At 64.6% G+C, this 24,149-nt stretch carries 23 protein-coding genes and 1 tRNA gene; 14 read left to right on the forward strand and 10 right to left on the reverse strand.

What is annotated here, in order from left to right; all coding sequences use genetic code 11:
* The first annotated feature begins 80 nt into the window (after positions 1–80).
* From ACQ4WR_RS05980 to ACQ4WR_RS05990, 3 genes are read left to right on the forward strand one after another with little or no spacing between them, the layout of a single operon-like run.
* Positions 81–1,001, forward strand: coding sequence for a DMT family transporter (locus tag ACQ4WR_RS05980; RefSeq protein WP_436485942.1), 921 nt, complete (start codon positions 81–83; stop codon positions 999–1,001).
* 30 nt (positions 1,002–1,031) lie between these two features.
* Positions 1,032–1,421, forward strand: a complete 390-nt coding sequence (locus tag ACQ4WR_RS05985; protein ID WP_092608131.1) for a methylglyoxal synthase — start codon at positions 1,032–1,034, stop codon at positions 1,419–1,421.
* A 23-nt stretch (positions 1,422–1,444) separates the two neighbouring features.
* Complete coding sequence (locus ACQ4WR_RS05990) at positions 1,445–2,434, forward strand: quinone oxidoreductase family protein (protein ID WP_102296124.1); 990 nt, start codon at positions 1,445–1,447, stop codon at positions 2,432–2,434.
* A 182-nt stretch (positions 2,435–2,616) separates the two neighbouring features.
* On the opposite strand, the gene ACQ4WR_RS05995 is transcribed toward ACQ4WR_RS05990, so the two are convergent.
* The gene (locus ACQ4WR_RS05995) at positions 2,617–3,246 is read right to left on the reverse strand and encodes a DUF4136 domain-containing protein (RefSeq protein WP_436485943.1); all 630 of its coding nucleotides are present in this window, start codon (positions 3,244–3,246) and stop codon (positions 2,617–2,619) included.
* Positions 3,247–3,498: 252 nt separating this feature from the next.
* Between ACQ4WR_RS05995 and pepN the strand changes: the two genes are divergently transcribed.
* The 3 genes from pepN (at position 3,499) to ACQ4WR_RS06010 (ending at position 7,489) form a co-directional block, all read left to right on the forward strand.
* Complete coding sequence (pepN, locus tag ACQ4WR_RS06000; RefSeq protein WP_436485945.1) at positions 3,499–6,153, forward strand: aminopeptidase N; 2,655 nt, start codon at positions 3,499–3,501, stop codon at positions 6,151–6,153.
* Positions 6,154–6,296: 143 nt separating this feature from the next.
* Entirely contained in the window at positions 6,297–7,298 is a 1,002-nt protein-coding gene (locus ACQ4WR_RS06005; protein WP_436485946.1) for a class 1 fructose-bisphosphatase, read from the forward strand.
* Between the two features lie 115 nt (positions 7,299–7,413).
* Positions 7,414–7,489: transfer RNA gene (locus ACQ4WR_RS06010), tRNA-Thr, on the forward strand.
* A gap of 80 nt (positions 7,490–7,569) precedes the next feature.
* Here ACQ4WR_RS06010 and ACQ4WR_RS06015 read toward each other — a convergent pair.
* From ACQ4WR_RS06015 to ACQ4WR_RS06030, 4 genes are all read right to left on the reverse strand, one after another.
* Positions 7,570–7,998 (reverse strand): cupin domain-containing protein, encoded by a 429-nt coding sequence (locus ACQ4WR_RS06015; RefSeq protein WP_436485947.1) that lies wholly within the window; start codon positions 7,996–7,998, stop codon positions 7,570–7,572.
* 77 nt (positions 7,999–8,075) lie between these two features.
* Positions 8,076–8,903 carry an AraC family transcriptional regulator gene (locus ACQ4WR_RS06020; RefSeq protein ID WP_436485949.1) on the reverse strand — a complete coding sequence of 276 codons (828 nt, stop codon included), beginning with the start codon at positions 8,901–8,903 and terminating at the stop codon, positions 8,076–8,078.
* 84 nt (positions 8,904–8,987) lie between these two features.
* Positions 8,988–10,097: a porin gene (locus tag ACQ4WR_RS06025; protein ID WP_436485950.1), complete on the reverse strand. Its 1,110-nt coding sequence runs from the start codon at positions 10,095–10,097 to the stop codon at positions 8,988–8,990.
* Positions 10,087–11,958: an amidohydrolase gene (locus ACQ4WR_RS06030; protein WP_436485951.1), complete on the reverse strand. Its 1,872-nt coding sequence runs from the start codon at positions 11,956–11,958 to the stop codon at positions 10,087–10,089. Before ACQ4WR_RS06030 ends, ACQ4WR_RS06025 begins: the two co-directional genes overlap by 11 nt.
* 262 nt (positions 11,959–12,220) lie before the next feature.
* Between ACQ4WR_RS06030 and ACQ4WR_RS06035 the strand changes: the two genes are divergently transcribed.
* Together ACQ4WR_RS06035 and ACQ4WR_RS06040 are read left to right on the forward strand one after the other, a co-directional pair.
* The gene (locus tag ACQ4WR_RS06035; RefSeq protein ID WP_436485953.1) at positions 12,221–12,919 is read left to right on the forward strand and encodes a YoaK family protein; all 699 of its coding nucleotides are present in this window, start codon (positions 12,221–12,223) and stop codon (positions 12,917–12,919) included.
* Positions 12,920–12,927: 8 nt separating this feature from the next.
* Positions 12,928–13,371 (forward strand): histidine kinase, encoded by a 444-nt coding sequence (locus ACQ4WR_RS06040; RefSeq protein ID WP_436485955.1) that lies wholly within the window; start codon positions 12,928–12,930, stop codon positions 13,369–13,371.
* Here ACQ4WR_RS06040 and ACQ4WR_RS06045 read toward each other — a convergent pair.
* The gene (locus tag ACQ4WR_RS06045) at positions 13,345–14,010 is read right to left on the reverse strand and encodes a response regulator transcription factor (protein ID WP_436485957.1); all 666 of its coding nucleotides are present in this window, start codon (positions 14,008–14,010) and stop codon (positions 13,345–13,347) included. The genes ACQ4WR_RS06040 and ACQ4WR_RS06045 overlap by 27 nt on opposite strands.
* Positions 14,011–14,200: 190 nt before the next feature.
* Here ACQ4WR_RS06045 and ACQ4WR_RS06050 point away from each other — a divergent pair, with 190 nt between their 5' ends.
* On the forward strand, positions 14,201–14,887 hold the full coding sequence (locus tag ACQ4WR_RS06050) for a hydrolase (RefSeq protein ID WP_070281851.1): 687 nt from the start codon (positions 14,201–14,203) through the stop codon (positions 14,885–14,887).
* A 71-nt stretch (positions 14,888–14,958) separates the two neighbouring features.
* Positions 14,959–15,237, forward strand: coding sequence for a XapX domain-containing protein (locus ACQ4WR_RS06055; RefSeq protein ID WP_436485958.1), 279 nt, complete (start codon positions 14,959–14,961; stop codon positions 15,235–15,237).
* A 44-nt stretch (positions 15,238–15,281) separates the two neighbouring features.
* Here the strand turns inward: ACQ4WR_RS06055 and ACQ4WR_RS06060 are convergent, their stop codons facing one another.
* The 3 genes from ACQ4WR_RS06060 to ACQ4WR_RS06070 all read right to left on the reverse strand — a co-directional run bounded on the left by ACQ4WR_RS06060 (position 15,282) and on the right by ACQ4WR_RS06070 (position 17,804).
* Complete coding sequence (locus tag ACQ4WR_RS06060) at positions 15,282–15,929, reverse strand: response regulator (RefSeq protein ID WP_436485960.1); 648 nt, start codon at positions 15,927–15,929, stop codon at positions 15,282–15,284.
* An 8-nt stretch (positions 15,930–15,937) separates the two neighbouring features.
* Positions 15,938–16,672 (reverse strand): sensor histidine kinase, encoded by a 735-nt coding sequence (locus ACQ4WR_RS06065; protein WP_436485962.1) that lies wholly within the window; start codon positions 16,670–16,672, stop codon positions 15,938–15,940.
* 151 nt (positions 16,673–16,823) lie between these two features.
* Positions 16,824–17,804 carry an alpha/beta fold hydrolase gene (locus ACQ4WR_RS06070; protein ID WP_436485963.1) on the reverse strand — a complete coding sequence of 327 codons (981 nt, stop codon included), beginning with the start codon at positions 17,802–17,804 and terminating at the stop codon, positions 16,824–16,826.
* A 187-nt stretch (positions 17,805–17,991) separates the two neighbouring features.
* On the opposite strand from ACQ4WR_RS06070, the gene ACQ4WR_RS06075 reads away from it, so the two are divergent.
* Positions 17,992–18,405: a DoxX family protein gene (locus tag ACQ4WR_RS06075; RefSeq protein WP_436485965.1), complete on the forward strand. Its 414-nt coding sequence runs from the start codon at positions 17,992–17,994 to the stop codon at positions 18,403–18,405.
* An 81-nt stretch (positions 18,406–18,486) separates the two neighbouring features.
* On the opposite strand, the gene ACQ4WR_RS06080 is transcribed toward ACQ4WR_RS06075, so the two are convergent.
* Complete coding sequence (locus tag ACQ4WR_RS06080; protein WP_436485967.1) at positions 18,487–19,887, reverse strand: aminotransferase-like domain-containing protein; 1,401 nt, start codon at positions 19,885–19,887, stop codon at positions 18,487–18,489.
* 467 nt (positions 19,888–20,354) lie between these two features.
* Between ACQ4WR_RS06080 and ACQ4WR_RS06085 the strand changes: the two genes are divergently transcribed.
* From ACQ4WR_RS06085 to ACQ4WR_RS06095, 3 genes are all read left to right on the forward strand, one after another.
* Positions 20,355–20,708 carry an ElaB/YgaM/YqjD family protein gene (locus ACQ4WR_RS06085; RefSeq protein WP_436485968.1) on the forward strand — a complete coding sequence of 118 codons (354 nt, stop codon included), beginning with the start codon at positions 20,355–20,357 and terminating at the stop codon, positions 20,706–20,708.
* A 243-nt stretch (positions 20,709–20,951) separates the two neighbouring features.
* The gene (locus tag ACQ4WR_RS06090; protein ID WP_436485970.1) at positions 20,952–23,363 is read left to right on the forward strand and encodes a catalase; all 2,412 of its coding nucleotides are present in this window, start codon (positions 20,952–20,954) and stop codon (positions 23,361–23,363) included.
* Between the two features lie 141 nt (positions 23,364–23,504).
* A complete protein-coding gene (locus tag ACQ4WR_RS06095) occupies positions 23,505–24,119 on the forward strand; it encodes a helix-turn-helix transcriptional regulator (RefSeq protein WP_436485972.1) in 615 nt (204 codons plus the stop codon).
* The last annotated feature ends 30 nt before the right edge of the window (positions 24,120–24,149 follow it).

Below are 24,149 nucleotides of genomic sequence, written 5' to 3' on the forward strand. Positions count from 1 at the left end.
GCTAACCCGACCTGCGCCCTCAGAGGCTTGTGCTGTCGCCTGCGGGGGTCTGACCCCAGCTTTTGCCTTACAATCTGGGCATGAGCTCGAGTTCCCCGCAAGCATCCCCTGCACCGATTCCCCGTTCCGTCTATCTCGGTGGCCTGGCCATTGCCGTGGGCGGGGCGGTGCTGTTTTCCACCAAGGCCATCGTTGCCAAGCTGCTGTACCGCTACCAGATCGATGCCGTGACCCTGATTGCCTTCAGGATGATCTTTTCGCTGCCCGTGTTTGCCGTCATCGCCTGGTGGCAGATGCGCACGGAGCCGCCGCTGTCGAACCGCGACCGCCTGCGCCTGGTCGGACTGGGCCTGGTCGGCTACTACCTGTCCAGCTACCTGGATTTCCTGGGGCTGCAATACATTTCCGTCGGTCTCGAGCGCCTGATCCTGTTTCTCACGCCCACCTTCGTGCTCTTGATTACCACCGTGTATTTCAAGCAGCGCATCAGCCGCATGCAATGGCTGGCCCTGTTCACGTCCTACTGCGGCATCGTGCTGGTGTTCGTGCACGACCTGGAGGGTGGCGCCAGCAATGTGGCGCTGGGTTCCACCCTGGTGCTGGGTTCGGCCTGCGCGTATGCCGTGTACCTGCTCGGTTCCGGCGAACTGGTGAAACGCATCGGCTCGATGCGGCTGGTTTCCTACGCGATGTGCGTGGCCAGCTTTGCCTGCATCGCCCAATTCTTCATCCTGCGCCCCGTCGAACTGCTGATCCAGCCCATGCCCGTGTACGGCCTGTCACTGTTGAACGGCATCTTTTGCACGGTGATGCCCGTCTTCATGACGATGATCGCCGTCGAGCGCATCGGCGCGCCCGTCGCCTCGCAGGCGGGCATGATCGGGCCCGTGTCGACCCTGTTCCTGGGCGCCATGATCCTCGACGAACCGATCACCAACTGGCAGCTGGCCGGCACGAGCCTGGTACTGGCCGGGATTTACTTGCTGTCGAAAAAGAAATAATTCTTTCCACTCACTGAAAACGCTCCCACCATGAAAACACGCATCGCCCTGATTGCCCACGACAAGAAAAAAGATGACATGATTACCCTGGCGGGCGAGTACCTGGATTTTTTAAAGGGTTGTGAATTGTCGGCCACGGGCACCACGGGCGGGCGTCTGATCAACGAGCTGGGCCTGGCGGTCGAGCGCAAGCATTCCGGCCCGTTCGGCGGCGACTTGCAGATCGGCTCGCTGCTGGTGGAAGGCTTGATCGACTGCGTGATCTTCCTGCGCGACCCGATGACGCCGCAGCCGCACGAGCCGGACATCAACGCCCTGGTGCGCGCCTGCGACGTGCATAACGTGGCGTGCGCAACAAACCTGTCGTCGGCGCATCTGGTGCTGTCGCAGCTGCAGGCGCGCGCCAACGCTGCCGCCTGATACACCTAGACAAGGAGATGAGAATGAGCGCAACGATTAGCACCAAAGCCATCCGCGTACAGCGCACGGGCGGACCGGAAGTGATGGAATATGTGGACGTGGAACTGCCGCCGCCCGGTCCCGGCGAAGCGCGCGTCAGACATGAAGCCATCGGCCTCAATTTCATCGACGTGTATTTCCGCACCGGCCTGTATCCGCAGCCGCTGCCCAATGGCCTCGGTGTCGAGGGCGCGGGTATCGTCGAGGCGGTGGGCGAGGGCGTCACGGAAGTGAAGGTGGGCGACCGCGTGGCGTATGCCGCGCGCATCAATGGCGCGTATGCGCTGCAGCGCAACCTGCCGGCGGCCCTGCTGCTGGTGCTGCCCGAACGCATCGCTTTTGACACGGCGGCGGCCATGATGCTGCAAGGCCTGACGGTGCAATACCTGTTTCACCGCACGGTGGCCCTGAAGGCGGGCGACACGGTGCTGTTCCATGCGGCCGCGGGCGGCGTGGGGCTGATCGCCTGCCAGTGGGCGAAGGTGCTGGGCGTGAACCTGATCGGCACGGCCGGCTCCGATGAAAAAGTGGCGCTGGCCAAGGCGCATGGCGCTACGCACGTCATCAACTACAACACGGAAAATTTCGTCGAGCGCGTGAAGGACATCACTGGCGGCAAGGGCGTCTCCGTGGTCTACGACTCCATCGGCAAGGATACATTTACCGGCTCGCTCGATTGCCTGGCGCCGCTGGGCATGATGGTCAGCTTCGGCAACGCTTCCGGTCCGGTGCCGCCATTTTCCCTGAGCGAACTGGCGTCGCGCGGCTCGCTGTTCATCACGCGCCCGGCACTGTTCAGCTATGCCTCGAACCGCAAGAACCTGGAAGACATGGCGGCTTCCCTGTTTGGCGTCGTCAGCAGCGGCGAAGTAAAGATCGAGATCAACCAGCGCTACAGCCTGGCCCATATCGCCCAGGCGCACGCGGACCTGGAAGGGCGCAAGACGACCGGCTCGACCATCATCGTGCCATGAGCGGCGGCGACAATGACGGCGCGCCGAAATTCGGCCGCCTGCTGATCGTGCTGCTGCTGGCCGTGGCGCTGATCGGCGTCCTTACCCTGTCGGCAGAAGCGTATTACTCGTAAAAAAAGCAGGCATAAAAAAACCCGGCTGGCGCATTGCTGCACCAGCCGGGTTTTTTACATGCTGCCGGATTATTCCACCTTGATTTCGACCGTACGTGGCACGCCGCTCTGGCCGGGGAAGTCGGCAAAGGCGCTGGCCACCATGGCCGGCATCACTTGCGACGTGGCGCGCTTGTTGCTCGTCGATTGCACGGTCACGTCGTACAGGGTCTTGCCCTTGCGGTCGGCGATCGTCACGCGCAGTTCGCGTTCGTATTTATGGCGCACGCTTTCTTCCACTTCCATCGGGCCATACCAGAAGGGGCTGTAGCCAAAGCGGCCATAGCCCGGCCAGGCGCCGTAGCGGTAGCCATAGCGGCCAGGCCAGTAGCCTGGGCCATACCAGAATGGGTCGCTGGCCTGGATCACGCGCTCAGGATAGTCGACGGTCGAGAAATTCATCGACACGCGCAAATTGGCGGCATCCGGACCGGACGCTTCGCCGAAGCCGTGTTTTTGCAGTTCCGCGCGCAGCAGATTCTGATAGCTGCGGTATTCCAGCGTGTCATATTCGGCAGCGGGGGCTTCGAAGACATAGGATTTGTCGTGCAACTGTGCCGGCCATTCATGGAAGGCCGTTACATCGCTGCGTATCGTGGTGGCGCATCCGGTCAGCAACACGGTCAATGCGGCCATCATGATGGTGAGATATCGTTTCATTGCATGATCTCCTTCTTGGATAAGCTGCAATTCATTGTTGGTAGACGCAATGCATCGCCTGATATTATAAGAATACTTCCATTTGTTTCAATTCATTATTACAGAATGTTACCGAGCATGTCGGGCGGCAGGAGAATCCCACATTCCTGCGCGGAATCAGCGCAATAGGCGGCCGTATTGGTCGTGAATCGGTCCTTTCCGGGCCGGGTGTTGGTAAAATAGGCTTTTGCCTCCGCTCCCACCCACATCCCTATGCGCACAGACAGCCCTCAGACGATTTACCGCAAAGATTACACGCCGCCCAGCTTCCTGGTCGACAGCGTCGAACTTGGTTTCGATCTCGATCCCGCCCGCACAGTGGTGGCGAGCCGGATACGCATGCGCCACAACCCTGCCAGCCGCAGCCGCAGCATCGAATTGCACGGCGAACACATCGAGCTGGTGATGGTACGCCTGAATGGCAAGGTGCTGAAGCCGTCGCAATACACCTTGACGGCCAGCATGCTGACCATCGCGAAGGCGCCGGACGAGGTTACGCTGGATATTGAAACCGTGCTGGCGCCGCAGGACAATACCTCGCTTTCCGGCCTGTACGTGTCGAACCATAACTTCTTCACACAGTGCGAGGCGGAAGGCTTCCGCCGCATCACCTTCTTCCCGGACCGCCCGGACGTGATGGCCAAGTACACGGTCATGCTGCGCGCTGATAAAGATAAATACCCGGTGCTGCTGTCGAACGGCAACCTGATCGAAGAGGGCGACCTCGGTGACGGCCGCCATTACGCCAAGTGGGAAGACCCGTTCAAGAAGCCATCGTATTTGTTCGCCCTGGTGGCGGCGCGCCTGGTATGCCAGGAAGAGCGCTATACCTTGAAGTCCGGCCGCGAAGTGCTGCTGCAGGTATGGGTGGAAGACGGCAACCTGGATAAAACCGACTACGCCATGCAGTCGCTGAAAAACTCCATCCGCTGGGATGAAGAACGCTTCGGCCTGGAGCTGGACCTGGACCGCTTCATGATCGTGGCCGTGGGCGACTTCAACATGGGCGCCATGGAAAACAAGGGCCTGAACATCTTCAACACCAAATACGTGCTGGCCAATCCGCGCGTGGCAACGGACGTCGATTACGCCGGCATCGAAGCGGTGGTGGGGCATGAATACTTCCATAACTGGACCGGCAACCGCGTCACGTGCCGCGATTGGTTCCAGCTGTCGCTGAAGGAAGGCTTGACGGTATTCCGAGACCAGGAATTCTCGGCCGACATGATCGGCACGGACACGGGCCGTGCCGTCACGCGCATCGACCAGGTGCGCACCCTGCGCCAGGCGCAGTTCCCGGAAGACGCTGGCCCGATGGCGCATCCCGTGCGTCCTGACTCTTTTGTCGAGATCAATAATTTTTATACGGTCACGATCTATGAAAAGGGCGCCGAAGTGGTGCGCATGTACCAGACCCTGGTGGGCCGCGATGGCTTCCGCAAGGGCATGGACCTGTACTTTGAACGCCACGATGGCCAGGCCGTCCAGTGCGACGATTTCCGCGCCGCCATGGCCGACGCGAATGGCCGCGACTTTACCCAGTTCGAGCGCTGGTACAGCCAGGCCGGCACGCCCGTCGTCACGGCCGCCACGCGCTATGATGCGGCCAGCCAGACGTTCGAGCTGACCCTGTCGCAAAGCTGTCCCGCCACGCCGGGCCAGCCGAAAAAACTGCCATTCCACATCCCCGTCACCGTCGGCTTGCTGGGCGCCGATGGCCGCGACCTGCCGCTGCACGTCGATGGCGTGGCGACCGATGGCGCCACCAGCGTGGTGCTGGAGCTCACCGAAGCACAGCAGACCTTCCGTTTCACCCAGGTGGCGGAACTGCCCGTGCCGTCGCTGCTGCGCGATTTTTCCGCGCCCGTGGTGCTCGAATACGACTACACGGATGCCGAGCTGCTGCACCTGTTCCGCCATGACAGCGACCCGGTGAACCGCTGGGAAGCGGGCCAGCGCCTGGCCATGGAGCGTTTGCTCAAGCTGACGAGCGCGGTGGCCGCCGGCGAGAGCCTGGCGCTGGACGACACCTTCATCGCCGCGCAGCGCGCCTTGCTGGCCGATGAAACGCTCGATCCTGCCTTCCGCGAGCTGGCGCTGATCCTGCCATCGGAAACCATCATCGCCGAGCGCATGGCGCAAGTCGATCCGCAGGCGATCCACGCGGCGCGCCAGTTCATGCGCCGTACCATCGCGGCGGCCCTGAGGCCGGAATTGCTGGCGCAGTACCACGCCAACCAGACGCCGGGCGACTACAGTCCCGACGCCCTGTCGGCCGGCAAGCGCGCGCTGAAAAACCTGGCCCTGTCGTATCTGCTGATCGCCCCGGGCGAACAGGAACTGGCGCTGGCGCAGCAGCAGTTCGACCATGCCGGCAACATGACGGACCGCGCGGCCGCCCTGGGTGCCCTGATCCATTCCGGCTCCACCGCGCATGCGCAGGCGGCCCTGGCCAGCTTCTATGCCGACTTCGAGAACGAGGCGCTGGTGGTCGACAAGTGGTTCGCCATGCAGGCCGCGGCGCCATCGACGGACGTGCAAGCCGTGCGCCAGCTGATGACGCATCCGGCCTTCACCCTGAAAAACCCGAACCGCGCGCGCAGCCTGATCTTCAATTTCACGAACGGCAACCCGTCGCAGTTCCATGCGGCGGACGGCAGCGGCTACGCCTTCTGGGCCGAGCAAGTCATCGCCCTCGACGCCCTGAACCCGCAAGTGGCGGCGCGGCTGGCCCGTTCCATGGACCGCTGGCGCCGTTACGTGCCCGCGCTGCAAAGCCACATGCGCACGGCGCTGGAACAAGTCGCCGGCCAGGCCAGCCTGTCGAATGACGTGATGGAAGTCGTTTCCAAGGCATTGGCAAATTGACGGCTGTCGGATTACGCCCTGCGGGCTAATCCGACCTACGCGCATGCATGGGCATTCATCAATTTGTAGGTCGGCTTAGCGCCAGGGGCACGTAAGCCGACAGGCACCGAACGAGACGTATTTAAAACTAACGAAGGGGTTTCATGAAACGCATCAGTCTTACGCAATACCTGGTTGAAGAGCAGCGCTCGAACAACAGCATTCCGGCCGAACTGCGCCTGCTGATCGAAGTCGTCGCGCGCGCTTGCAAGACCATCAGCCACGCCGTCAGCAAGGGCGCGCTGGGCGAGGTGCTGGGCACGGCCGACACGGAAAACGTGCAGGGCGAAGTGCAGAAAAAGCTCGACATCATCTCCAACGAGATCCTGCTGGAAGCGAACGAATGGGGTGGCCACCTGGCAGCCATGGCGTCGGAAGAAATGGAATCGATCCACCCGATCCCGAACCGCTATCCGAAGGGCGAATACATGCTGCTGTTCGACCCATTGGATGGCTCGTCGAACATCGACGTCAACGTCTCGATCGGCACCATCTTCTCCGTGCTGAAGGCGCCGGAAGGCATGGGCGAGCCGACGGAGCAGGATTTCATGCAGGCGGGCAGCAAGCAAGTGGCGGCCGGCTACGCCGTGTACGGCCCGCAAACCATGCTGGTACTGACCTTCGGCAATGGCGTGAACTGCTTCACCCTGGACCGCGAGATGGGTTCGTGGGTGCTCACGCAAAGCAATATGCAGATTCCGCCGACCACCAGGGAATTCGCCATCAACATGTCGAACGCGCGCCACTGGCATCCGCCCGTGAAACGCTATGTCGACGAACTGCTGGCCGGCGACACGGGTCCGCGCGGCACCAATTTCAACATGCGCTGGATCGCCTCGATGGTGGCCGACGTGCACCGCATCCTGAACCGTGGCGGCATCTTCATGTACCCAGCCGACCTGCGCGACACCTCGATGCCGGGCAAGCTGCGCCTGATGTACGAAGCGAACCCGATGGCCTTCATCGTCGAACAGGCCGGCGGCGCCGCCACCGATGGCCAGCAGCGCATCATGGACATCGCCCCGCACAAGCTGCACCAGCGCGTGCCCGTGTTCCTCGGCTCGAAAGACGAAGTGGCCCGCGTCACGGCCTACCACGCGGAATAAAACCTGCACTTTTCCACGATTTTCAGCGGCCCGCAGCCAGGCCGCTAAAAAAATGCAAAAAAGTTCGCGTTGACACTAGCAAATTTTGTGCATTGTTTGTAGAATGTGGGTCTTCGCCGTTGTAGCTCAGTTGGTAGAGCAGCACATTCGTAATGTGAAGGTCGCCAGTTCGATTCCGGCCAACGGCACCAGTTTTCATCAGAAAACCCGCTGACTTGCAAAAGTCAGCGGGTTTTTTGTTATTTTTACCGCATTTGTCACTCTTCCGGCTTCATATCCACTGATCGTTCTGCACCGCCCGCCCGCCCGCGTCGCCGTCGCCCGTATTGACCACGCCGCGCGGCTCGATCAGCAGCAGTTCTGTTTCAACCGTGGCGCACGGCTTGTGTTCGACCCCCCTGGGCACCACGGCCATCTGGCCGGCAGTCAGCACGATGGCGTGTCCTTGCGCATAGCCAGGGCCGCGCAGGGCGATGCGCAATGCGCCTTCCAGCACGATGAAGGTCTCGTCCGTAGCGGCATGCCGGTGCCACTCGAATTCGCCGAGTACCTTGACGACCTTGAATTGATAGTCATTCATTTCGGCGATGACGCGCGGCTGCCAGTGCCCGTCGATCAGGCAGATCTTGCCTGCCAGGTCGATGGACTGGCCCTGGCCGCGCGTGGCGGTGGTAGTGTTAGTGTTAGTGGTGGTTGACATGCTGTGCTCCGTTCAAGTGGTCATGCCTTCAGAATACGCATGCGCCGGTGGGCCGTATTGAACGATCGTGGGTGTGTTCAGCGTGTGCTGGCGCCGCCAGCGTAACGCAGCCAGCGCCCGGGCGTGAGGCCGTAGGTTTTCAGGAAGTGCCGCGTCATGTGGCTCTGGTCGGCGAAGCCGGCGGCCATGGCGGCCGAGGCGAGCGTGCTGCCTGCCAGCAGCAGGCGCCGCACCGTCTCCAGGCGCCGCATCGTCAGATAGCGGTAGGGACTGGTGCCATGGAACACGCGAAAGTCGTGCGACAGGCTCCAGCGGTCGCGTCCCGTTGCCGCTTCCAGTTCGGCCAGGGTGACGGCGTGCGCGCAGTGCGCCTGCAGATAGTCGCGCGCGCGGCGTGCCGCCAGGTAGTCGCCTTTCAGGCGTTGCGCGGGCGTGCCGGCCGCCGCCGCCAGCGCATGCGCCAGTTCGGCCAGCGCCTCGCTCTGTTCCAGCGCCTCGAGCGGGCGGCCGTCGCGCGGCAGCAAGGCGCTGGTGGCCGCCGCCAGGCGCGGATCGGTCGACACGCCGCCTTCGATGAAGGGCAGCGCGCGTCCGCCCAGCACATCCTGGATCAGCGCCGGTTCGATATACAGCATGCGGTAACGGAAGCCGGCGTCGGTGCCGGCCTGGCCATCGTGGGCCTCGTCGGGATGCAGGATCATGGTGTTGCCGGGCAGGCTGTTGCGCTGGCCGCGGCGGTAGCTGAAACGCTGCACGCCCGCCAGCGTGCGGCCGATGGCATAGGTGTCGTGGCGGTGCATGGCATAGGCCTTGCCCTGAAACCACGCCTCGATGCGTTCGATTCCCTGTACCGGTTCGGCGCACCTGACCCAGTCGCTGCGTGTTGGCGCTGATGCTCGCTTCATAGTGTTTGTCCGCAGATGCCTGCCCTGTTTGCCGAACGCAGACTGTACCCGCCGCGCGCGGGGCTGTCCACGAAAACCACCGGTTCAGAAGTTGTGCCGCATCCCCAGCACCACGCCCGACAAGGTGGCGCCCCTGGTTTGCGCATCGCTTGCCAGGCTGTTGATGGCGAAGCCGGCGATGCCGTTGCGGCCATTGGCCAGGCGCGTGTAGTAGGCATACAGGCTGCTGCGTTTCGACAGCTGGTAGTCATAGCCGACGGTGGCGTGCGTGGCGTCCGTGCCGGCGCCCGCGCGCACGCTGCCGATGGTGTCCAGCGCGCTGCCGCTGGCGCTTTGCGCATGCGCCAGGCCGACACGCAGGCCATGGCGGCCGAACTGGCGCGTGGCCGACACATACGCGGTGCGCCGGCGCAGCTCTCCCGTCGCCGTGGCATAGCGCAGGCTTTCCACTGCCACCGCCAGCTGCGTGGCGCTGTCGATGCGCCAGGCCAGGGCCAGCTTGCTGCCATGGTCGCTCAAGCCCCGTCCCTGGTAGTCGTGGTGCTCCTCATGCGCCAACGTGCCGTAGAACATGCCGCTGTCGTAGAGCAGGGCGGCCGACACCAATGCCGGATGCGCGCCGCCGGCCGGCCGCTCTTCGCCCATGCCGCGTGCCACGCGCAGCGACCAGCCCTGCCACTGCGGCGTCCAGTAATGCACGCTGTTCTGCTGGCGCCGGTCGAAGGAATACGTGTTGCTGGTATTGCTTTCGGTGGCACCGGCGCCGTTGCCCATCAGGCTCATGTAGCCTGCCGTGGTGGGGTAGAACGGATCGAGCGCGGAAGTGGCGCTGTTGTAGGGCAGGGTCCAGTTGCCGGCAAACAGCGTGCCCCATGGTCCCTGGATGCCGACACGCGTGTCGCGTGCGGCGATGGCCCCCGCCCCCGTGTCGGGCGCCAGAGTGCCCTCGACCTGGAACAGCGCCTGCCAGCCGCCGCCCAGGTCTTCGCTGCCGCGCAAGCCGAGCACGGAGCGGTTGTTGGACAGGCGCTGCACGCTGTCGCCCGTGCCGGACGAGTGCAGCGCTTCGAGCGCCACGTTCAGGCGGCCATACAGCTGCACATTGTCCTGTGCGGCGGCGGGCAGGGTAGCCGCCAGCGCAAGCGCGCCGGCAGCCAGCAAGGGCAAGCGCGTCGGCATGGCGTCAGAACGCAAAGCAGCTGCACCCCAGGGCGCCCCAGAAACCGGAATGGCTGGAAACGGGCACGGAGCTCTTGCGCGCCACGTCGTGCGCATGCACATGCACGCCGCAGGGACCCTGGCACTGGTGCTGCAGGACGCTGGCCGTTTGCGGCGGCGCGGCGCGGTAATGGCCGGCCACGTTCTTCACGGGCGACCAGTCCGGCAAGACGGGGATAGGGGGCGGCGCCAGTGGCGTGAATTCCGCCTGGCCATAGACGATCTTCCCGCCGACAATGGTCAGCACCGATTCGATCGACTTGATCGCCTCTTCATCGATGCTGAAAAAGTCCGCGCTCAGCACGGCCAGGTCGGCCAGCATGCCTGCCTGGATGCGGCCCTTTTTATCTTTCTCGTTCGAGAACCAGGCGCTGCCCGTGGTCCACAGTTCCAGCGCCGTGTCGCGCGACAGGCGCGAGCCCGCGTCATACAGGCGCAAGCCGCCCACGGTACGGCCCGACACCAGCCAGTACAGCGCCGTCCACGGGTTGTAGCTGGCGACCCGCGTGGCGTCGGTGCCGGCGCCCACCGGCACGCCCGTTTGCAGCATGCGCGCGATCGGCGGCGTGGCCTTGGCTGCCTCGGCGCCGTAGCGGTCGACGAAGTACTCGCCCTGGAAAGCCATGCGGTGCTGGATGGCGATGCCGCCGCCCAGCGCCTTGACCCGGTCGATATTGCGCGGCGTGATGGTTTCGCAGTGGTCGAACATCCAGGTCAGGCCATCGAAGGGGATGTCGCGGTTGACCTTTTCAAACACCGTCAGCATGCGGTCGATTGATTCGTCGTAGGTGGCGTGCAGGCGGAACGGCCAGCGTTTCGACACCAGGTGGCGCACGACTTTTTCCAGCTCGTCGTCCATGCCGGGCGCCAGGTCCGGGCGCGGCTCGAGGAAGTCCTCGAAGTCGGCGGCGGAAAATACCAGCATCTCGCCGGCACCGTTATGGCGGTAGTAATCGTTGCCCTGGCCCGGCGTCACCATTTCCGTCCACTTCTGGAAATCCTGCAGTTCCGCGCCCTTGTTCTGCGTAAACAGGTTGTAGGCGATGCGGATGGTCAGCTGCTCTTTCTGCGCCAGTTCCTCGACCACGGCGTAGTCTTCCGGATAATTCTGGAAGCCGCCGCCCGCGTCGATGGCGCTGGTCAGGCCCAGGCGGTTCAGTTCGCGCATGAACTGGCGCGTGGAATTCACTTGCAGTTCGCGCGGCAGGGTCGGGCCCTTGGCCAGGGTCGCATACAAAATCATGGCGTTCGGGCGGGCGATCAGCATGCCGGTCGGGTTGCCCGACGCATCGCGCACGATCTCGCCGCCTGGCGGGTTCGGCGTGTTCTTGTCGTAGCCGACCACGCGCAGGGCGGCGCGGTTGAGCAGCGCGCGGTCGTACAGGTGCAGGATGAAGACCGGGGTGTCGGGCGCGGCCGCGTTGATTTCGTCGAGCGTCGGCATGCGTTTTTCGGCGAACTGGAATTCGTTCCAGCCGCCCACCACGCGCACCCATTGCGGATTCGGCGTGCGCAGCGCCTGTTCCTTCAGCATGCGCAAGGCGTCGGCCAGCGAAGGCACGCCTTCCCAGCGCAATTCCAGGTTGTAGTTCAAGCCGCCGCGTATCAGGTGCAGATGCGAGTCGTTCAGGCCGGGAATGACGGTGCGGCCATTCAGGTCGATCACCTGCGTGGCGGGGCCGCGATGGCGCATGACGTCGTCGGCGTCGCCGACGGCGAGGAATTTGCCATCGGCGATGGCCACGGCGCTCGCTTGCGGGCAGCTCTTGTCGACGGTATGGAAGCAGCCGTTGATCAGGATCAGGGGCGCGGTGGCGGGGAGGGTGTGTTCGGTCATGGTGCAGCTCCATGGTGGATGAAGAGGGGCCGGCGCAGGTTTGGGGCACAAGCGGGGCGCGGCGGGCGATAATCTCGTTTCCCAGTGTAGAGGCATGGCGCGGCTTTTACACGGGCCAAAAGATCAGTTGGGAGGGCAGGAACTGGACTAATGGGTGGTGCGCTGGCGCGCGCCCTGCCTTAGCATGCAGGCATGCGGCACCGGGCCTGGCTTTCAAGTTGCGGCGCTTTTTTTCGAGTAGTTCAGTTTGCAGGAGTTCACCATGAATCAACCACCACACAGCCGCCTGTTCGGCGCCAGCCTGGGCTTTTTGGCCGGCTATGTCGACACCCTGGGCTTTATCGCCCTGTTCGGCCTGTTTACCGCCCACGTCACGGGCAACTTCGTGCTGATCGGCGCGGCCCTGGCCGATCCGTCACGCGTCTCCATCCTGCTGAAATTTCTCGCCTTTCCCGCCTTTGTCATCGGCGTGGCCTTCACGCGCCTGATGGTGCTGGCGATCGACCGCCGCGGAGGTCCGTCGCTGACCCTGGCCTTGCTCCTGCAATGGGTGCTGCTGGCCGCCTTCATGGCGTTTGGCTGCCTGGCCGAACCGATCGGCAAGGACGTCAGCGACATGGCGATGATCGCCGGCCTGCTGGGCACGGCCGCCATGGGCGTGCACAGCGCCACCAGCCGCCTGCTGCTGGCGCACCTGGCACCCACCTCCATGATGACGGGGAATGTGACGCAGATCGTGCTCGATACGGTCGACGTGCTGCGCGGCGCCGCCGACGCGAGCACCAGTGCGCGCTGTGTAAAAACCCTGTGGCCGCTGCTGGCGTTCGCGCTGGGCGCCATCGCCGCCGCCTTTGCCTATCTCGCGTATGGCTTTATCGCGCTGGCCGTGCCCTTGCTCGTGCTGGGTGCCGTGATCGTGGTACAGCAGCGCAGCGCTCGTGCAGCCGTGCCGGTGGCCTGACCGCGGCCATGCGCGCCTGCCTGTTATGGCTGGATTCGATGCTGGCCAGTCCCTGCGGACTGGCCAGCGCGGCGGCCATGCTGGCGCTGCTGTACGCGGCGTTGCGCTGGCGCCTGCGGCGCCATGCCGCGCGCCTGGAGGCAAGGCAGGCCGCGCGCGAACGCATCGCGCGCGAGCTGCACGACAATTTATTGCAGGGTACGCAGGCAGTGATCCTGCATTTTCATAATGCCAGCATGGCCTTGCCGGCGGAGGAACCGGCCAGGGCGGCCATGCTGCGCGCGCTCGACGCGGCCGATCGCATGCTGGCCGAAGGCCGCGACCAGGCGCAGGCGCTGCACGCCGCTACCCTGGACGCCGAGCCGGCATGCGACACGTGCTGGCGCTGGCGCTGGATGCCGTGGCGCCGCCGCACCCAGGCCCGTTCAGGTATCGAGGATGCCGCGCCGTAGCGCGATGGTGACCGCATGCGTGCGGTCCTTGGCGCCCAGCTTGGCCAGGATGGTGCTCATGTGGGCCTTGACGGTTTCTTCCTTGATACTCAGCAGGGCGCCCGTCTCGCGGTTGGAATTGCCTTGCGCGACCAGCCGCAGCACATCCAGTTCACGGTTCGACAGCACATCGGCGCTGGCATAGCGGGCCATCTCGGCCTCGGCTTCGGGGCTGAGGTAGCGCCTGCCCGCATGCACGGCCTGTATCGCCGCCAGCAATTCATGGCGCAATGAACTTTTCAGCAGGTAGCCACACGCGCCGGCCTGCACGGCGCGTCCGACCAGGGCGTCGCCCTTGTAGGTGGTCAGCACGATGATGCGCGCGTGCGGGCGCAGCCTGCGGATGGCATCGATCGCATCGAGGCCGTTCATGACCGGCATCTGCAAATCCATCAGGGTCACGTCAGGTTGCAGTTCTGTAAATTGGCGCACGGCTTGCTGGCCATCGCTGGCCTGGCCCACCAGTTGCACGCCAGGAAAGGACTGCAGCAGGGTGGCGATGCCATCGAGCAGCAGTTGATGGTCGTCAGCAATCAACACACGTATCGCCTGGCTGTCGCTGTGCATCGTGCTGGCCGTCATGGAGGATAAATCGATCAAGAGTCGTTGGAAAATAGTGAGTGAAAGGCATTTTACAACAGCGTCTGGCGCACCGCAGCAGCAGCTTCCGCCAGCCGCTGCCGGCGCGGAAAAAATGGCCCGCCTATATATTTAGATAGTGGTGCGCCTGCCTGGCCCGGCATACGATGGACAGCAGTAACCCACCCCACTTTTTATAATGGATAGCGTCATGACGAACCCGAAACTGGAAGTCCTCACCCCCGACAATTGCCAGATCATTTTCATCGACCAGCAGCCGCAGATGGCTTTTGGCGTGCAATCGATGGACCGGCAAGCCCTGAAGAACAATACCGTGGGTCTGGCCAAGGCCGCCAAGGTGTTCAACATCCCGACCATCATCACCACGGTGGAAACGGAAAGCTTCTCGGGCCACACCTACCCGGAACTGCTGGACGTTTTCCCGGGCAAGGATATCCTCGAGCGCAGCTCCATGAATTCCTGGGATGACCAGAAGGTGCGCGATGCGCTGGCCGCCAACGGCAAGAAGAAAGTCGTCGTCTCGGGCCTGTGGACGGAAGTGTGCAACAACAGCTTCGCCCTGTGCGCGATGCTCGAAGGCGACTATGAAATCTACATGGTGGCAGATGCTTCCGGCGGCACCTCGAAGGAAGCGCACGACTACGCCATGCAGCGCATGATCCAGGCCGGCGTCGTGCCGGTGACCTGGCAGCAGGTGCTGCTGGAATGGCAGCGTGACTGGGCGCACAAGGAAACCTACGACGCCGTGATGGCCATCGTGCGCGAACATTCGGGCGCCTACGGCATGGGCGTCGACTACGCCTACACCATGGTGCACAAGGCGCCGCAGCGCATCCATGGCGAACACGCCACCCTGGCGCCGGTACCGGCCAAGTAAGGCCAGGCAGCCATGCCATGCGCCGCGCGCCTGACCGCGCGCGGCGTTTTTTTATTTGAAAGGAATATGCCATGAAGCTGTATGTGATTTCGCTGGCCGTGGGCCTGCTGGTCGGCATCATCTATGCCGTGCTGCAGGTGCGCTCGCCGGCACCGCCCGCGATCGCCCTGATCGGCCTGCTGGGCATGCTGATCGGCGAACAGATCGTTCCCAGCGTCAAGCGCCTGATGGCGGGCGAGCCCGTGACCGTAGCGTGGCTGCGCAGCGAATGCGTGCCGAAGATCAGCGGCGTGGAAGCCAAGCCGACCTTGGCCAAGGCCGCGGCAAAGCTGGATGAGGATGCAGCGTAAACGCCGGGGTCAGACCCGGCGGGTCTGACCCCGGTTCCCGGCAGCTAGAACGCGCCCAGCAAGCCGCGCCGGGCGGCCACAGTGGCCGCCTCGGTGCGGCTAGATACGTTGAGCTTGGTCAAAATGTTATTTACGTGAAATTTGACGGTACCCACCTCGATGCCGGCGCTGCGCGCGATCATCTTGTTGCTCTTGCCGGCCGACAGGTGCAGCAGGATGTCGTGCTCGCGCTTCGACAGGCGGTTCGCCTCGATGCGTGCGGCCTGCTGCGCGGCCAGTTCCGGCGGCAGGTAAAGGCCGCCGGCGGCCACCTTGCCGATGCACTCGGCCAGCTGGCGGAAGCCTGAATCCTTCAGCAGGTAGCCGCGCGCACCCGCGCGCATGGCCCGGTGCACATTGTCCTCGCCCTGGTAGGTGGTGAGGATGACGATCTTTGCCTGCGCATCGCTTGCGCAGATGCGCTCGATCGCTTCCACGCCATGCATCTGCGGCATGTTCAAATCCATCAGTACCACGTCGGGTCGCAGTTCGCGGTACAGCTGCACGGCGGCCTGGCCCGTGCCGGCCTGGCCCAGCAGGCGCAAGCCGGGCAGGGACTCGATCAGCGAGGCCAGGCCGGCCAGGATCAGCGGGTGGTCGTCGGCGATCAAGAGGGAAATCGGTGCATCGGCCGGGAGAATGGTCGTGTCCATGGTTGTCTTCATTGAGATGGCAGGGTGAAGTGGAAGACGCTGCCGTGGGGCGCGCCAGGCGCATGCCACAGGCGCCCGCCGTGGGCGTCGACGATGCGCCGGCAGATCGCCAGGCCCAGGCCCATGCCGCCGGGCTTGCTGGAATACAGCGCGTCGTACAAACGGCCGGCCGCCTGCGGCGCGATGCCGGCGCCATTGTCGGCGATGCTGAAATGCTGCATACCGCCGTCCAGCCGCGACGACAGCAGCACGCTGCGCTGCCGGCCATGGGTGTGGCGCAGGGTCTCGATGGCATTCATCAGCACATTCGTGATGACCTGGCGAAATTGCACCGGGTCGGCGCACAGCGGCGGGCGGCCTGGCTGCAGCTGGATCTCCACATGGATGGCATGTTGCAGCAGTTCCGCGCGCAGCAGCTGCAGCATGTCGTGCACGGCGTCGTCGGCGGCGAAGGTGTGATGGCTGCCCGGCGACTGGCTGGCCAGGCCGTGCACGCTGCGCAGCACGGCACTGGCGTGGCTGCCGGCGCTGGCGACCAGGGCCAGCGCGGCGCGCGCCTGCTCCAGGCGCGGCGGATCGTGGTCGAGCCAGTGCAGGGCCGCATCGGCATTGAGCGCGATGGCCGCCAGCGGCTGGCGCACTTCATGGGCGATCGAGGCCGCCAGTTGGCCCAGGCCGCGCAGGCGCTCCGCCTGCGCCTGGCCGGCGTCTTGTCTCTGAGGGAAATAACGCATGCTGCTCATCGCCGTGCTCCTGTCGCTGTGGCGGCGGATGCCGCATTGCAGCAAGTATGCACGGCATCGCCGCCAGGGCACTTATACGAATGGGGGAGAGCGGGGGATTTTTTGCGGCGCCAGGCACCGCCGGCGCGTGCCGGCGGCGTGGCAATCAAGGTCAGGACTTGATAAAGGCCAGCAAGTCTTCGTTCAGGCGGTCCTTGTGGGTGGCTGGCAAGCCGTGCGGCGCGCCTTCATAGATGACCAGTTTGGCGTTCTTGACGAGTTTCGCTGCCGCCTTGCCGGAAGCGTCGATCGGCACGATCTGGTCGTCGCCGCCGTGCACCACCAGGGTCGGCACCGTGATTTTCTTCAGGTCGGCCGTGAAGTCCGTTTCGGAAAACTGCTTGATGCAGTCGTAGGCGTTCTTGATGCCGCATTGCATGCCCTGCAGCCAGAAGGTGTCGCGCATGCCTTGCGAGACCTTGTTGCCGGGACGGTTGGCGCCGAAGAAGGGCACCGTCAGGTCCTTGAAAAATTGCGAACGGTCGGCCAGCACGCCGGCGCGGATGCCGTCGAAGACGGACATCGGCAAGCCGCCCGGATTGGTTTCCGACTTGACCATCTGCGGCGGCACGGCGCCCACCAGCACGGCCTTGGCCACGCGTTTTTCGCCATGGCGGCCGATGTAGCGGGCCACTTCGCCGCCACCTGTCGAATGGCCGACCAGGGTGGCGCCCTTGATGTCGAGCGCGTCGAGCAGGGTAGCCAGGTCGTCGGCGTAGGTATCCATGTCATTGCCCTGCCATGGTTGGCTGGACAGGCCGTGGCCGCGGCGGTCGTGCGCGATCACGCGGTAGCCGTGGCTGGCCAGGAACATCATCTGGTCTTCCCAGGCATCGCCCTGCAAGGGCCAGCCGTGGCTGAAGACGACGGGCGTGCCCGTGCCCCAGTCCTTGAAGTGGATGACGGTGCCGTCCTTGACGGTGACGCTGTTGACGGTGAGCTTGCCCGGCGCGGTGGCGGCGGCAGCGGCAGGCTTGGCGGCGGCGCTGGCGCCACCGGCGGCCAGCAAGCCCGCGCCGGCGGCGACACCGGCGACGCTGACGAGCAGCTTGCGGCGGGAGGTGACTTCTTCGGCTTCGATTTTCTTCGACATGATGCGGTTCCTTCGGGGATGGGGGAGGGAGGCCTGTGATGGCCCGGACCAGTGATGGCATCGGCCAGTCTAGGCCTTTGCGCGCGCCGGCGCCTCTGCCAAAAGACCAGTCGCGCCGTGCCGCCCGCCTGCCTATGATGGCTGGCAGCGGCGCGCCGCGCCGACTGGCTTTCCCACTGGAGCGATCATGAAGAACAACTGGATGGCGGCGCTGGCCGGCCCCTTTTTACCCGACGCGGGTATGCTGTTTGCGCGCGTCGCCGGCGCGCTGCTGGTGCTGCACGTGCATGGCCTGCCCAAGCTGCTGCACTTTTCCGAGGAACTGGCACACATCGATGACCCGCTGCACCTGGGCCGTGCCCTCACCCTGTACTGCGCCCTGTTCGCGGAAATCCTCTGCCCGCTGCTGGTCGCCGCCGGCTTGCTGACGCGCCTGGCCTGCCTGCCCCTGCTGTTCCTGCTGGGCGTATCGATGCTGCTGGTGCACCCCGACTGGAGCATCGCCGACGGCCAGTTCGGCTGGCTGCTGATCATCGTCTTTGGCACGATTGCCATCAGCGGGGCGGGCAAGTATTCGGTCGATGCGCGTTTGCGGGCGTAAGAGCTGATGTCGAGCGTGTGTCGGATTAGCGGGGCCGCCGAGGCGTCGCGTAATCCGACTCCGCCACCATCACCACCGTCATCAGACCACGAACTCCCGGTGCGCATCCGGCTTGTGCGCCAGCAGCAGCGATAATTTCTTCAGGGCGCCGGCCAGGCGCGCACGGTCGCGGATGCTGCCCAGCGAAATGCGGATGGCGTTCGGCGGGCGGCTGTCGTAGAAGGCGTCCGATGCCGTGACGGCGACGCCCTGGGCGCGCGCCGTGGCGGCCAGTTCGCGCGAAGTCCAGTAGCTGGGCAGCGAGAACCAGACATGGATGCCGTCGCTGCGCGGGTGCGTGCTGCCCGTCAGGATGGTGCGGATGACGTCCTGGCGCGCGTCCGCCTCGCTGCGTATGCCGGCCAGCAGCGCGTGCGCGGAACCGTCGTGTATCCATTGCGTCGCCAGCGCCGTCGTCAGCGGCGTGGCCATCAGGGAGAACGATCGCAGCGCCTGCAGCAGGCGCTCGCGCAGCTGCGCGTCGGGCACCAGTGCATAGGCCATGCGCAAGCCGGGCGCCAGGCATTTCGACAGGGTGGCGATATACGACACGTGGCCAGGGGCGTAATGCGCCAGCGGCGGCGGCGCGTCGGATGCCAGCAGCCAGTACGGATCGTCCTCGATGATGTGCATGCCGCAGCGTATGGCCACTTGTGTGATGGCCAGGCGGCGCGCGGCCGGCATGGTGTGCGCCGTCGGGTTTTGCAGGGTGGGATTCAGGTAGACGAGGCGCGCATGGTGCTTGCGGCTGGCCTTTTCCAGCGCCTCGGGCAGCATGCCGTCCGCATCCGTTTCCACGACGATGAGCTTGCGGTTCAGCTGCCCTGCCGCCGAGCGCAAGCCCGGGTACACGGCGCCTTGCGTGAGGATGGCGTCGCCGGGCCGGCTCAGGGTCAGGATCAGCGCCGCCAGTGCCGCCTGCGCGCCCGGGCAGGCCACCACGCGTTCCGCATCGATGTCGCCGAACATGGGGGCGAGCCAGACGGCGCCCGCCGCGCGGTCGGCCTTGCTGCCGCCGCCCAGGTGATAACTCATCAATAAATCGCTGTCCGTGCGCATCAGCACCTGCGCCACGCCCTGTTTCAACAGGTCGTCGAAATCCACGCCCACGGGCGGCGGCGGGATATTCATGCTCAGGTCCAGCATCTGCGTCAATTCCACTTTTGGCGCGGCCACGTAGGTGCCGCGCGCGCCTTGCCCTTCCAGCAGGTTGCGGCGCTTGGCTTCGTCGTAGGCGCGCGTCACTGTCGTCAGGTCAATCTGGAACAGCGCGGCCAGACTGCGCTGCGGCGGCAGGCGGTCGCCCGGGCGCAGGCTGCCATCGGACAGCGCGCGCTCGAGCATGTCGGCGATCTGCAGGTAGCGCGGACCGCCGTGCTGCACGAACGGCGTGATCCAGGCGCTGGCCTTGCCTACTTCTTGTATGGATTTTGACTGAGGCATGTTTATTAATGTAGGGATTTTATTGGCGATATTATGCGTAAAATCTCGATATAACTCCATACATTTGTATGGGGCTGGCGGAGGCTCTCAAAGAGGGACGATGCATAAGCGAAGCTGTCTCTGCCACGCCGCCTGGCCGCCGTCAGGCGTTTTCCATCTTGCTGGCGCTGCCGGCACCGGGCGGCTGCGGCACCGGCTGTTCAATTTCTGTGTCACCACCAGCCCGGCCGTGATCGATATTTCCGCCAGGAATTTATGTCTGCATCTCAAGGTGAGACAGCGCACGGTGGGCCGTGGCCCGCGCGGTTAAGGTAGTGCCAACAGCTTGCTGCTGATCCACTGTTTGATATGGCTCAGCCCGGCAGCGTTTAGCCGCTTCTGTTTTCCCGGAAGCGGGGAGAATCATGATTCGGTCACGGCATCGAGCATGGTTGGATTTGTTACTTCACCACTACAAGGAAACCAACATGAACGCGATAGAAAAAGCCAGCTCCGACCTGAACGGTACGGCCCAGGATACCCGCAAGGATTTGCATAGCGCCATCGACAAGGTGGCTAACCAGGCCCAGCCTCTGGCCGACAAGGTGGCCACGCGCGCCCATGACGGCGTGGACCAGGTGGGCGACCGCATCGACCAGGTCAGCGATACCGTAAACAAGGCTTCCGAGCGCCTGATGGCGCGCGGCAAGCAGCTGGGTGCCGCCTGCCAGCGCGCCGGTGAAACGGGCCGCGGCTACGTGCGCGAGCGCCCGGCCGTATCCCTGCTGATTGCGGCAGCGGCCGGTTATGGCCTGTCTAAATTGCTGGGTTCGCGCAAATAAGTCCGACGCGATCCTGTCAAGGATAGCGCGTAGGGGGGCTGGCCCGGTTTGCCATCGTGGCGGACCGGGACTGCGCCCGCGCGCGCAAGGTAGTAGCAGGCAGTAAAGGAGAGTGATGATGCGCTCCATTTTGTTGTGGTTGATCGGCATACCTATTCCCATCATTATTTTGATTGCCCTGTTCGTGCGCTGAATGAGGGAGTTGTAGCGTTCTCCCGGGGCAAATTACTCACAGGAGACGTAATGGCTACCAGCAAGAAAACGCCGTCCACGGACGGTGCGGGTTCCGTATTGAGCAGCATGTCCGGCCCATCCGAGACAGATCCGCCGCAGAGCCTGGGCAGCAGCAACCCCAATGCGGCGGCCCTGCTCGTCAAGGCGGCCAGCGGCCAGGCGCTATCTGCCGCCATGCCCGACAATCCCAAGGAAGCCGGCCAGTATGGCGACGCCGCGCGCACGCCGCAGGAAGGCATCCACGTGGCCGCCGGCGACCCGCTGGCCACGGCCAGCACCACGGGCGAGACGACGCCATCGCCGAAAGTCGGCGACGGTGCGCCGGCCCTGGGCGAAAACGCCGCGAATGCCTCGCTGGACCGCGCCCGCGCCGACGACAGCGGCCGCGTGCTGACGACGAATCAGGGCGTGCCCGTGGGCGACAACCAGAATTCGCTGAAGGCGGGCTTGCGCGGCCCCACCCTGATGGAAGATTTCATCCTGCGTGAAAAGCTCACGCATTTCGACCACGAGCGCATTCCCGAGCGCGTCGTGCATGCGCGCGGCTCGGCCGCCCATGGCTACTTCGAATGCTACAAGGAGCAAAGCAGGCATACGCGCGCCGCGCTGTTTTCCAAGGCGGGCAAGCGCACGCCTGTCTTCGTGCGCTTTTCCACGGTGGCCGGCGAGCGCGGTTCGACCGACACGGCGCGCGACGTGCGCGGCTTTGCCGTGAAGTTTTATACGGACGAAGGCAACTGGGACCTGGTGGGCAACAACATCCCCGTCTTCTTCATCCAGGATGCGATGAAATTTCCCGACCTGGTCCACGCCGTCAAGCCCGAGCCGCACAACGGCATGCCGCAGGCGGCCAGCGCGCACGACACCTTCTGGGATTTTGCCTCGCTGTCGCCGGAAATCACGCACATGCTGATGTGGGTCATGTCCGACCGCGCCATCCCGCGCAGTTACCGGATGATGCAGGGCTTCGGCGTGCATACTTTCCGTCTCGTGAATGCCAAGGGGCAGTCGGTCTTCTGCAAATTCCACTGGTCGCCCCTGGCCGGCACGCATTCGCTGGTGTGGGACGAAGCCGTCAAGATCAGCGGCGCCGATTCGGATTTTCACCGGCGCGACCTGTGGGAAGCCATCGAGTGCGGCGACTATCCGGAATACGAGCTGGCTTTCCAGATTTTTACGGAAGAACAGGCCGAGGCATTTCCCTTCGATGTGCTCGACCCCACCAAGCTGATCCCCGAGGAACTGGTGCCGCTGGTCCCTGTCGGCAAGATGGTCCTGAACCGCAACCCGGACAATTTCTTTGCCGAGACAGAGCAGGTGGCTTTCTGCACGGCGCACATCGTGCCCGGCATCGATTTCAGTAACGACCCGCTGCTGCAGGGCCGCATCCACTCGTATGTGGACACGCAGATCACGCGCCTGGGCGGCGCCAATTTCCACGAAATTCCCATCAATTCGCCGCTGGCGCCCCTGCACAACAACCAGCGCGACGGCATCCACCGCCAGGCCATCAACCGGGGCAGGGTGGCATATGAACCCAATTCGCTGGCGGGCGGCTTTCCCTACCAGGCGGGCGCCAGGGGCTTCAACAGCTTTCCCGCCTCCGCCGAGGGCGACAAGGTGCGCGGCAAGCCCGAGAAATTCGCCGAGCATTACGCCCAGGGGCGGCTGTTCTGGATCAGCCAGACGCCCGTCGAACAGGACCATATCGTGCATGCGTTCCGCTTCGAGCTGAGCAAGGTGCAGACGGTGGCCATCCGCAAGCGCATCGTGGCCATGCTGCGCAATGTCGATGAAACCCTGGCGCAGCGGCTGGCCGATGGACTGGGCCTGGCCTTGCCGGCGGCCATGCCGCCCGTCTTGCCGCAAGCGGTGCCCGTCTATCCGCCATCGCCGGCCCTGTCGCTGTTTTTCCGGCCCGGCAAAACAGGCATCCATACCTTGCGCGTGGCCATTCTGGTGGGGCCGGGCAGCGATGGCGCGCAGGTGCGCAGCATCTACGCCTCGCTGCTGGCCGACGGTGCCGTGCCACGCCTGGTGGGCAGCCACCTGGGCAAGGTCGACACGAGCGGCGGCGCGCCGCTGGCCGTGGAGATCTCGCTGGAGGCGGGGCCTGGCGTGCTGTTCGATGCTGTCGTGGTGCCGGACGGGCAGGGTGCCGTGCAGCAGCTGGCCGGCGATGCCAACGCGCTCGATTTCCTGCGCCTGCAGTACCGCCACTGCAAACCCATGCTGGCCATCGGCGCGGCCAAGGATTTGCTGGACAAGGCCGGTATACCGGCGTCGCTGCCCGATGGCCAGCCTGACCCCGCCATCTTCATCGTGGCCTCCAGCGAAGCGGTGAAAGCCGTTGCAGCGCTCAAAAAGGCGCTGGCCGCGCACCGGGCATTTGCGCGCGAGACGGACCCGCCCAGGGTGTGACGCAGGGCGCCAGCGCGCCGCATTGCGGGGGTGGCGGCTTGCTGTCGCCCCGCTGGCGGCATCGTGTCGTCGTATTTCTGTTGTAAACTCGGCATCCTTGGCTTCTTTCTTTTCTACTGGAGCCTTACCATGGATGACGACATGAAAATTGATGCAAGCACCGTTCGGCGCCTGCGCACGGAACGCGCCTGGTCGCAGGAGCAAATGGCGGCCAGCGCCGACGTCAGCCTGCGCACGATACAGCGGGTCGAAGCCGATGGCAGCGCGTCGAATGAAACGCGCATGGCGCTCGCTGCCGTCTTTGGCATCGACGTGCGCGCGCTGTCGCTGCGCGAGCCGGTGGCGCAAGACAGCCCGTTGCCGGTGGCGGCAGTTGCCGGCGCACCCGCCATGCGCTATCGCGTTGCGGCCGTGCTGGCCCTGCTGGCGGCGGGCGCCGCGCTGTTGTCGGCCTCCGGCTGGCTGGCGCCGGCTGCCATGCCCGCGGCATGCATGCTGGCTGTCGCCGCCACGCTGTATGCGGGCCTGGGCTGGTATTTTTCCGGGCAGGCGGCGCTGGCCACGCCAGCGCGCCGCACGCTGCAATTCGGCTTTGTCTTTGCCGCCCTGGCTCTGCTGTTTGCCAGTTTCAGCGCAACGCCGCGCGCCCTGGCCGTTGCCAGCCTGCAGATGACGCTGCTGGCCTGTGCGATCCGCTACGCGGCCGACTGGTATTTTTCGCGCCGGCGCGGCGGCGGCGCGAAAACGGGGACGTGAGCGCGGGGACGTGAACGGCGGCACCCCAGC

The sequence above is a fragment of the Janthinobacterium amylolyticum genome, from assembly GCF_051380655.1.
Classification (GTDB): Bacteria; Pseudomonadota; Gammaproteobacteria; order Burkholderiales; family Burkholderiaceae_D; genus Janthinobacterium.

Excerpts from the sequence above, each read along its gene's own strand:
- ACQ4WR_RS06080 (WP_436485967.1), bottom strand. The coding sequence starts at position 19,887 with ATGCCTCAGTCAAAATCCATACAAGAAGTAGGCAAGGCCAGCGCCTGG.
- ACQ4WR_RS06075 (WP_436485965.1), top strand. The coding sequence starts at position 17,992 with ATGAAGAACAACTGGATGGCGGCGCTGGCCGGCCCCTTTTTACCCGAC.
- ACQ4WR_RS06015 (WP_436485947.1), bottom strand. The coding sequence starts at position 7,998 with ATGTCAACCACCACTAACACTAACACTACCACCGCCACGCGCGGCCAG.
- ACQ4WR_RS05995 (WP_436485943.1), bottom strand. The coding sequence starts at position 3,246 with ATGAAACGATATCTCACCATCATGATGGCCGCATTGACCGTGTTGCTG.
- ACQ4WR_RS06020 (WP_436485949.1), bottom strand. The coding sequence starts at position 8,903 with ATGAAGCGAGCATCAGCGCCAACACGCAGCGACTGGGTCAGGTGCGCC.
- ACQ4WR_RS06035 (WP_436485953.1), top strand. The coding sequence starts at position 12,221 with ATGAATCAACCACCACACAGCCGCCTGTTCGGCGCCAGCCTGGGCTTT.
- ACQ4WR_RS06050 (WP_070281851.1), top strand. The coding sequence starts at position 14,201 with ATGACGAACCCGAAACTGGAAGTCCTCACCCCCGACAATTGCCAGATC.
- ACQ4WR_RS06090 (WP_436485970.1), top strand. The coding sequence starts at position 20,952 with ATGGCTACCAGCAAGAAAACGCCGTCCACGGACGGTGCGGGTTCCGTA.
- ACQ4WR_RS06085 (WP_436485968.1), top strand. The coding sequence starts at position 20,355 with ATGAACGCGATAGAAAAAGCCAGCTCCGACCTGAACGGTACGGCCCAG.
- ACQ4WR_RS05980 (WP_436485942.1), top strand. The coding sequence starts at position 81 with ATGAGCTCGAGTTCCCCGCAAGCATCCCCTGCACCGATTCCCCGTTCC.
- ACQ4WR_RS05985 (WP_092608131.1), top strand. The coding sequence starts at position 1,032 with ATGAAAACACGCATCGCCCTGATTGCCCACGACAAGAAAAAAGATGAC.
- ACQ4WR_RS06070 (WP_436485963.1), bottom strand. The coding sequence starts at position 17,804 with ATGTCGAAGAAAATCGAAGCCGAAGAAGTCACCTCCCGCCGCAAGCTG.
- pepN (WP_436485945.1), top strand. The coding sequence starts at position 3,499 with ATGCGCACAGACAGCCCTCAGACGATTTACCGCAAAGATTACACGCCG.
- ACQ4WR_RS06060 (WP_436485960.1), bottom strand. The coding sequence starts at position 15,929 with ATGGACACGACCATTCTCCCGGCCGATGCACCGATTTCCCTCTTGATC.
- ACQ4WR_RS06030 (WP_436485951.1), bottom strand. The coding sequence starts at position 11,958 with ATGACCGAACACACCCTCCCCGCCACCGCGCCCCTGATCCTGATCAAC.
- ACQ4WR_RS06055 (WP_436485958.1), top strand. The coding sequence starts at position 14,959 with ATGAAGCTGTATGTGATTTCGCTGGCCGTGGGCCTGCTGGTCGGCATC.
- ACQ4WR_RS05990 (WP_102296124.1), top strand. The coding sequence starts at position 1,445 with ATGAGCGCAACGATTAGCACCAAAGCCATCCGCGTACAGCGCACGGGC.
- ACQ4WR_RS06095 (WP_436485972.1), top strand. The coding sequence starts at position 23,505 with ATGAAAATTGATGCAAGCACCGTTCGGCGCCTGCGCACGGAACGCGCC.
- ACQ4WR_RS06040 (WP_436485955.1), top strand. The coding sequence starts at position 12,928 with ATGCGCGCCTGCCTGTTATGGCTGGATTCGATGCTGGCCAGTCCCTGC.
- ACQ4WR_RS06065 (WP_436485962.1), bottom strand. The coding sequence starts at position 16,672 with ATGAGCAGCATGCGTTATTTCCCTCAGAGACAAGACGCCGGCCAGGCG.
- ACQ4WR_RS06005 (WP_436485946.1), top strand. The coding sequence starts at position 6,297 with ATGAAACGCATCAGTCTTACGCAATACCTGGTTGAAGAGCAGCGCTCG.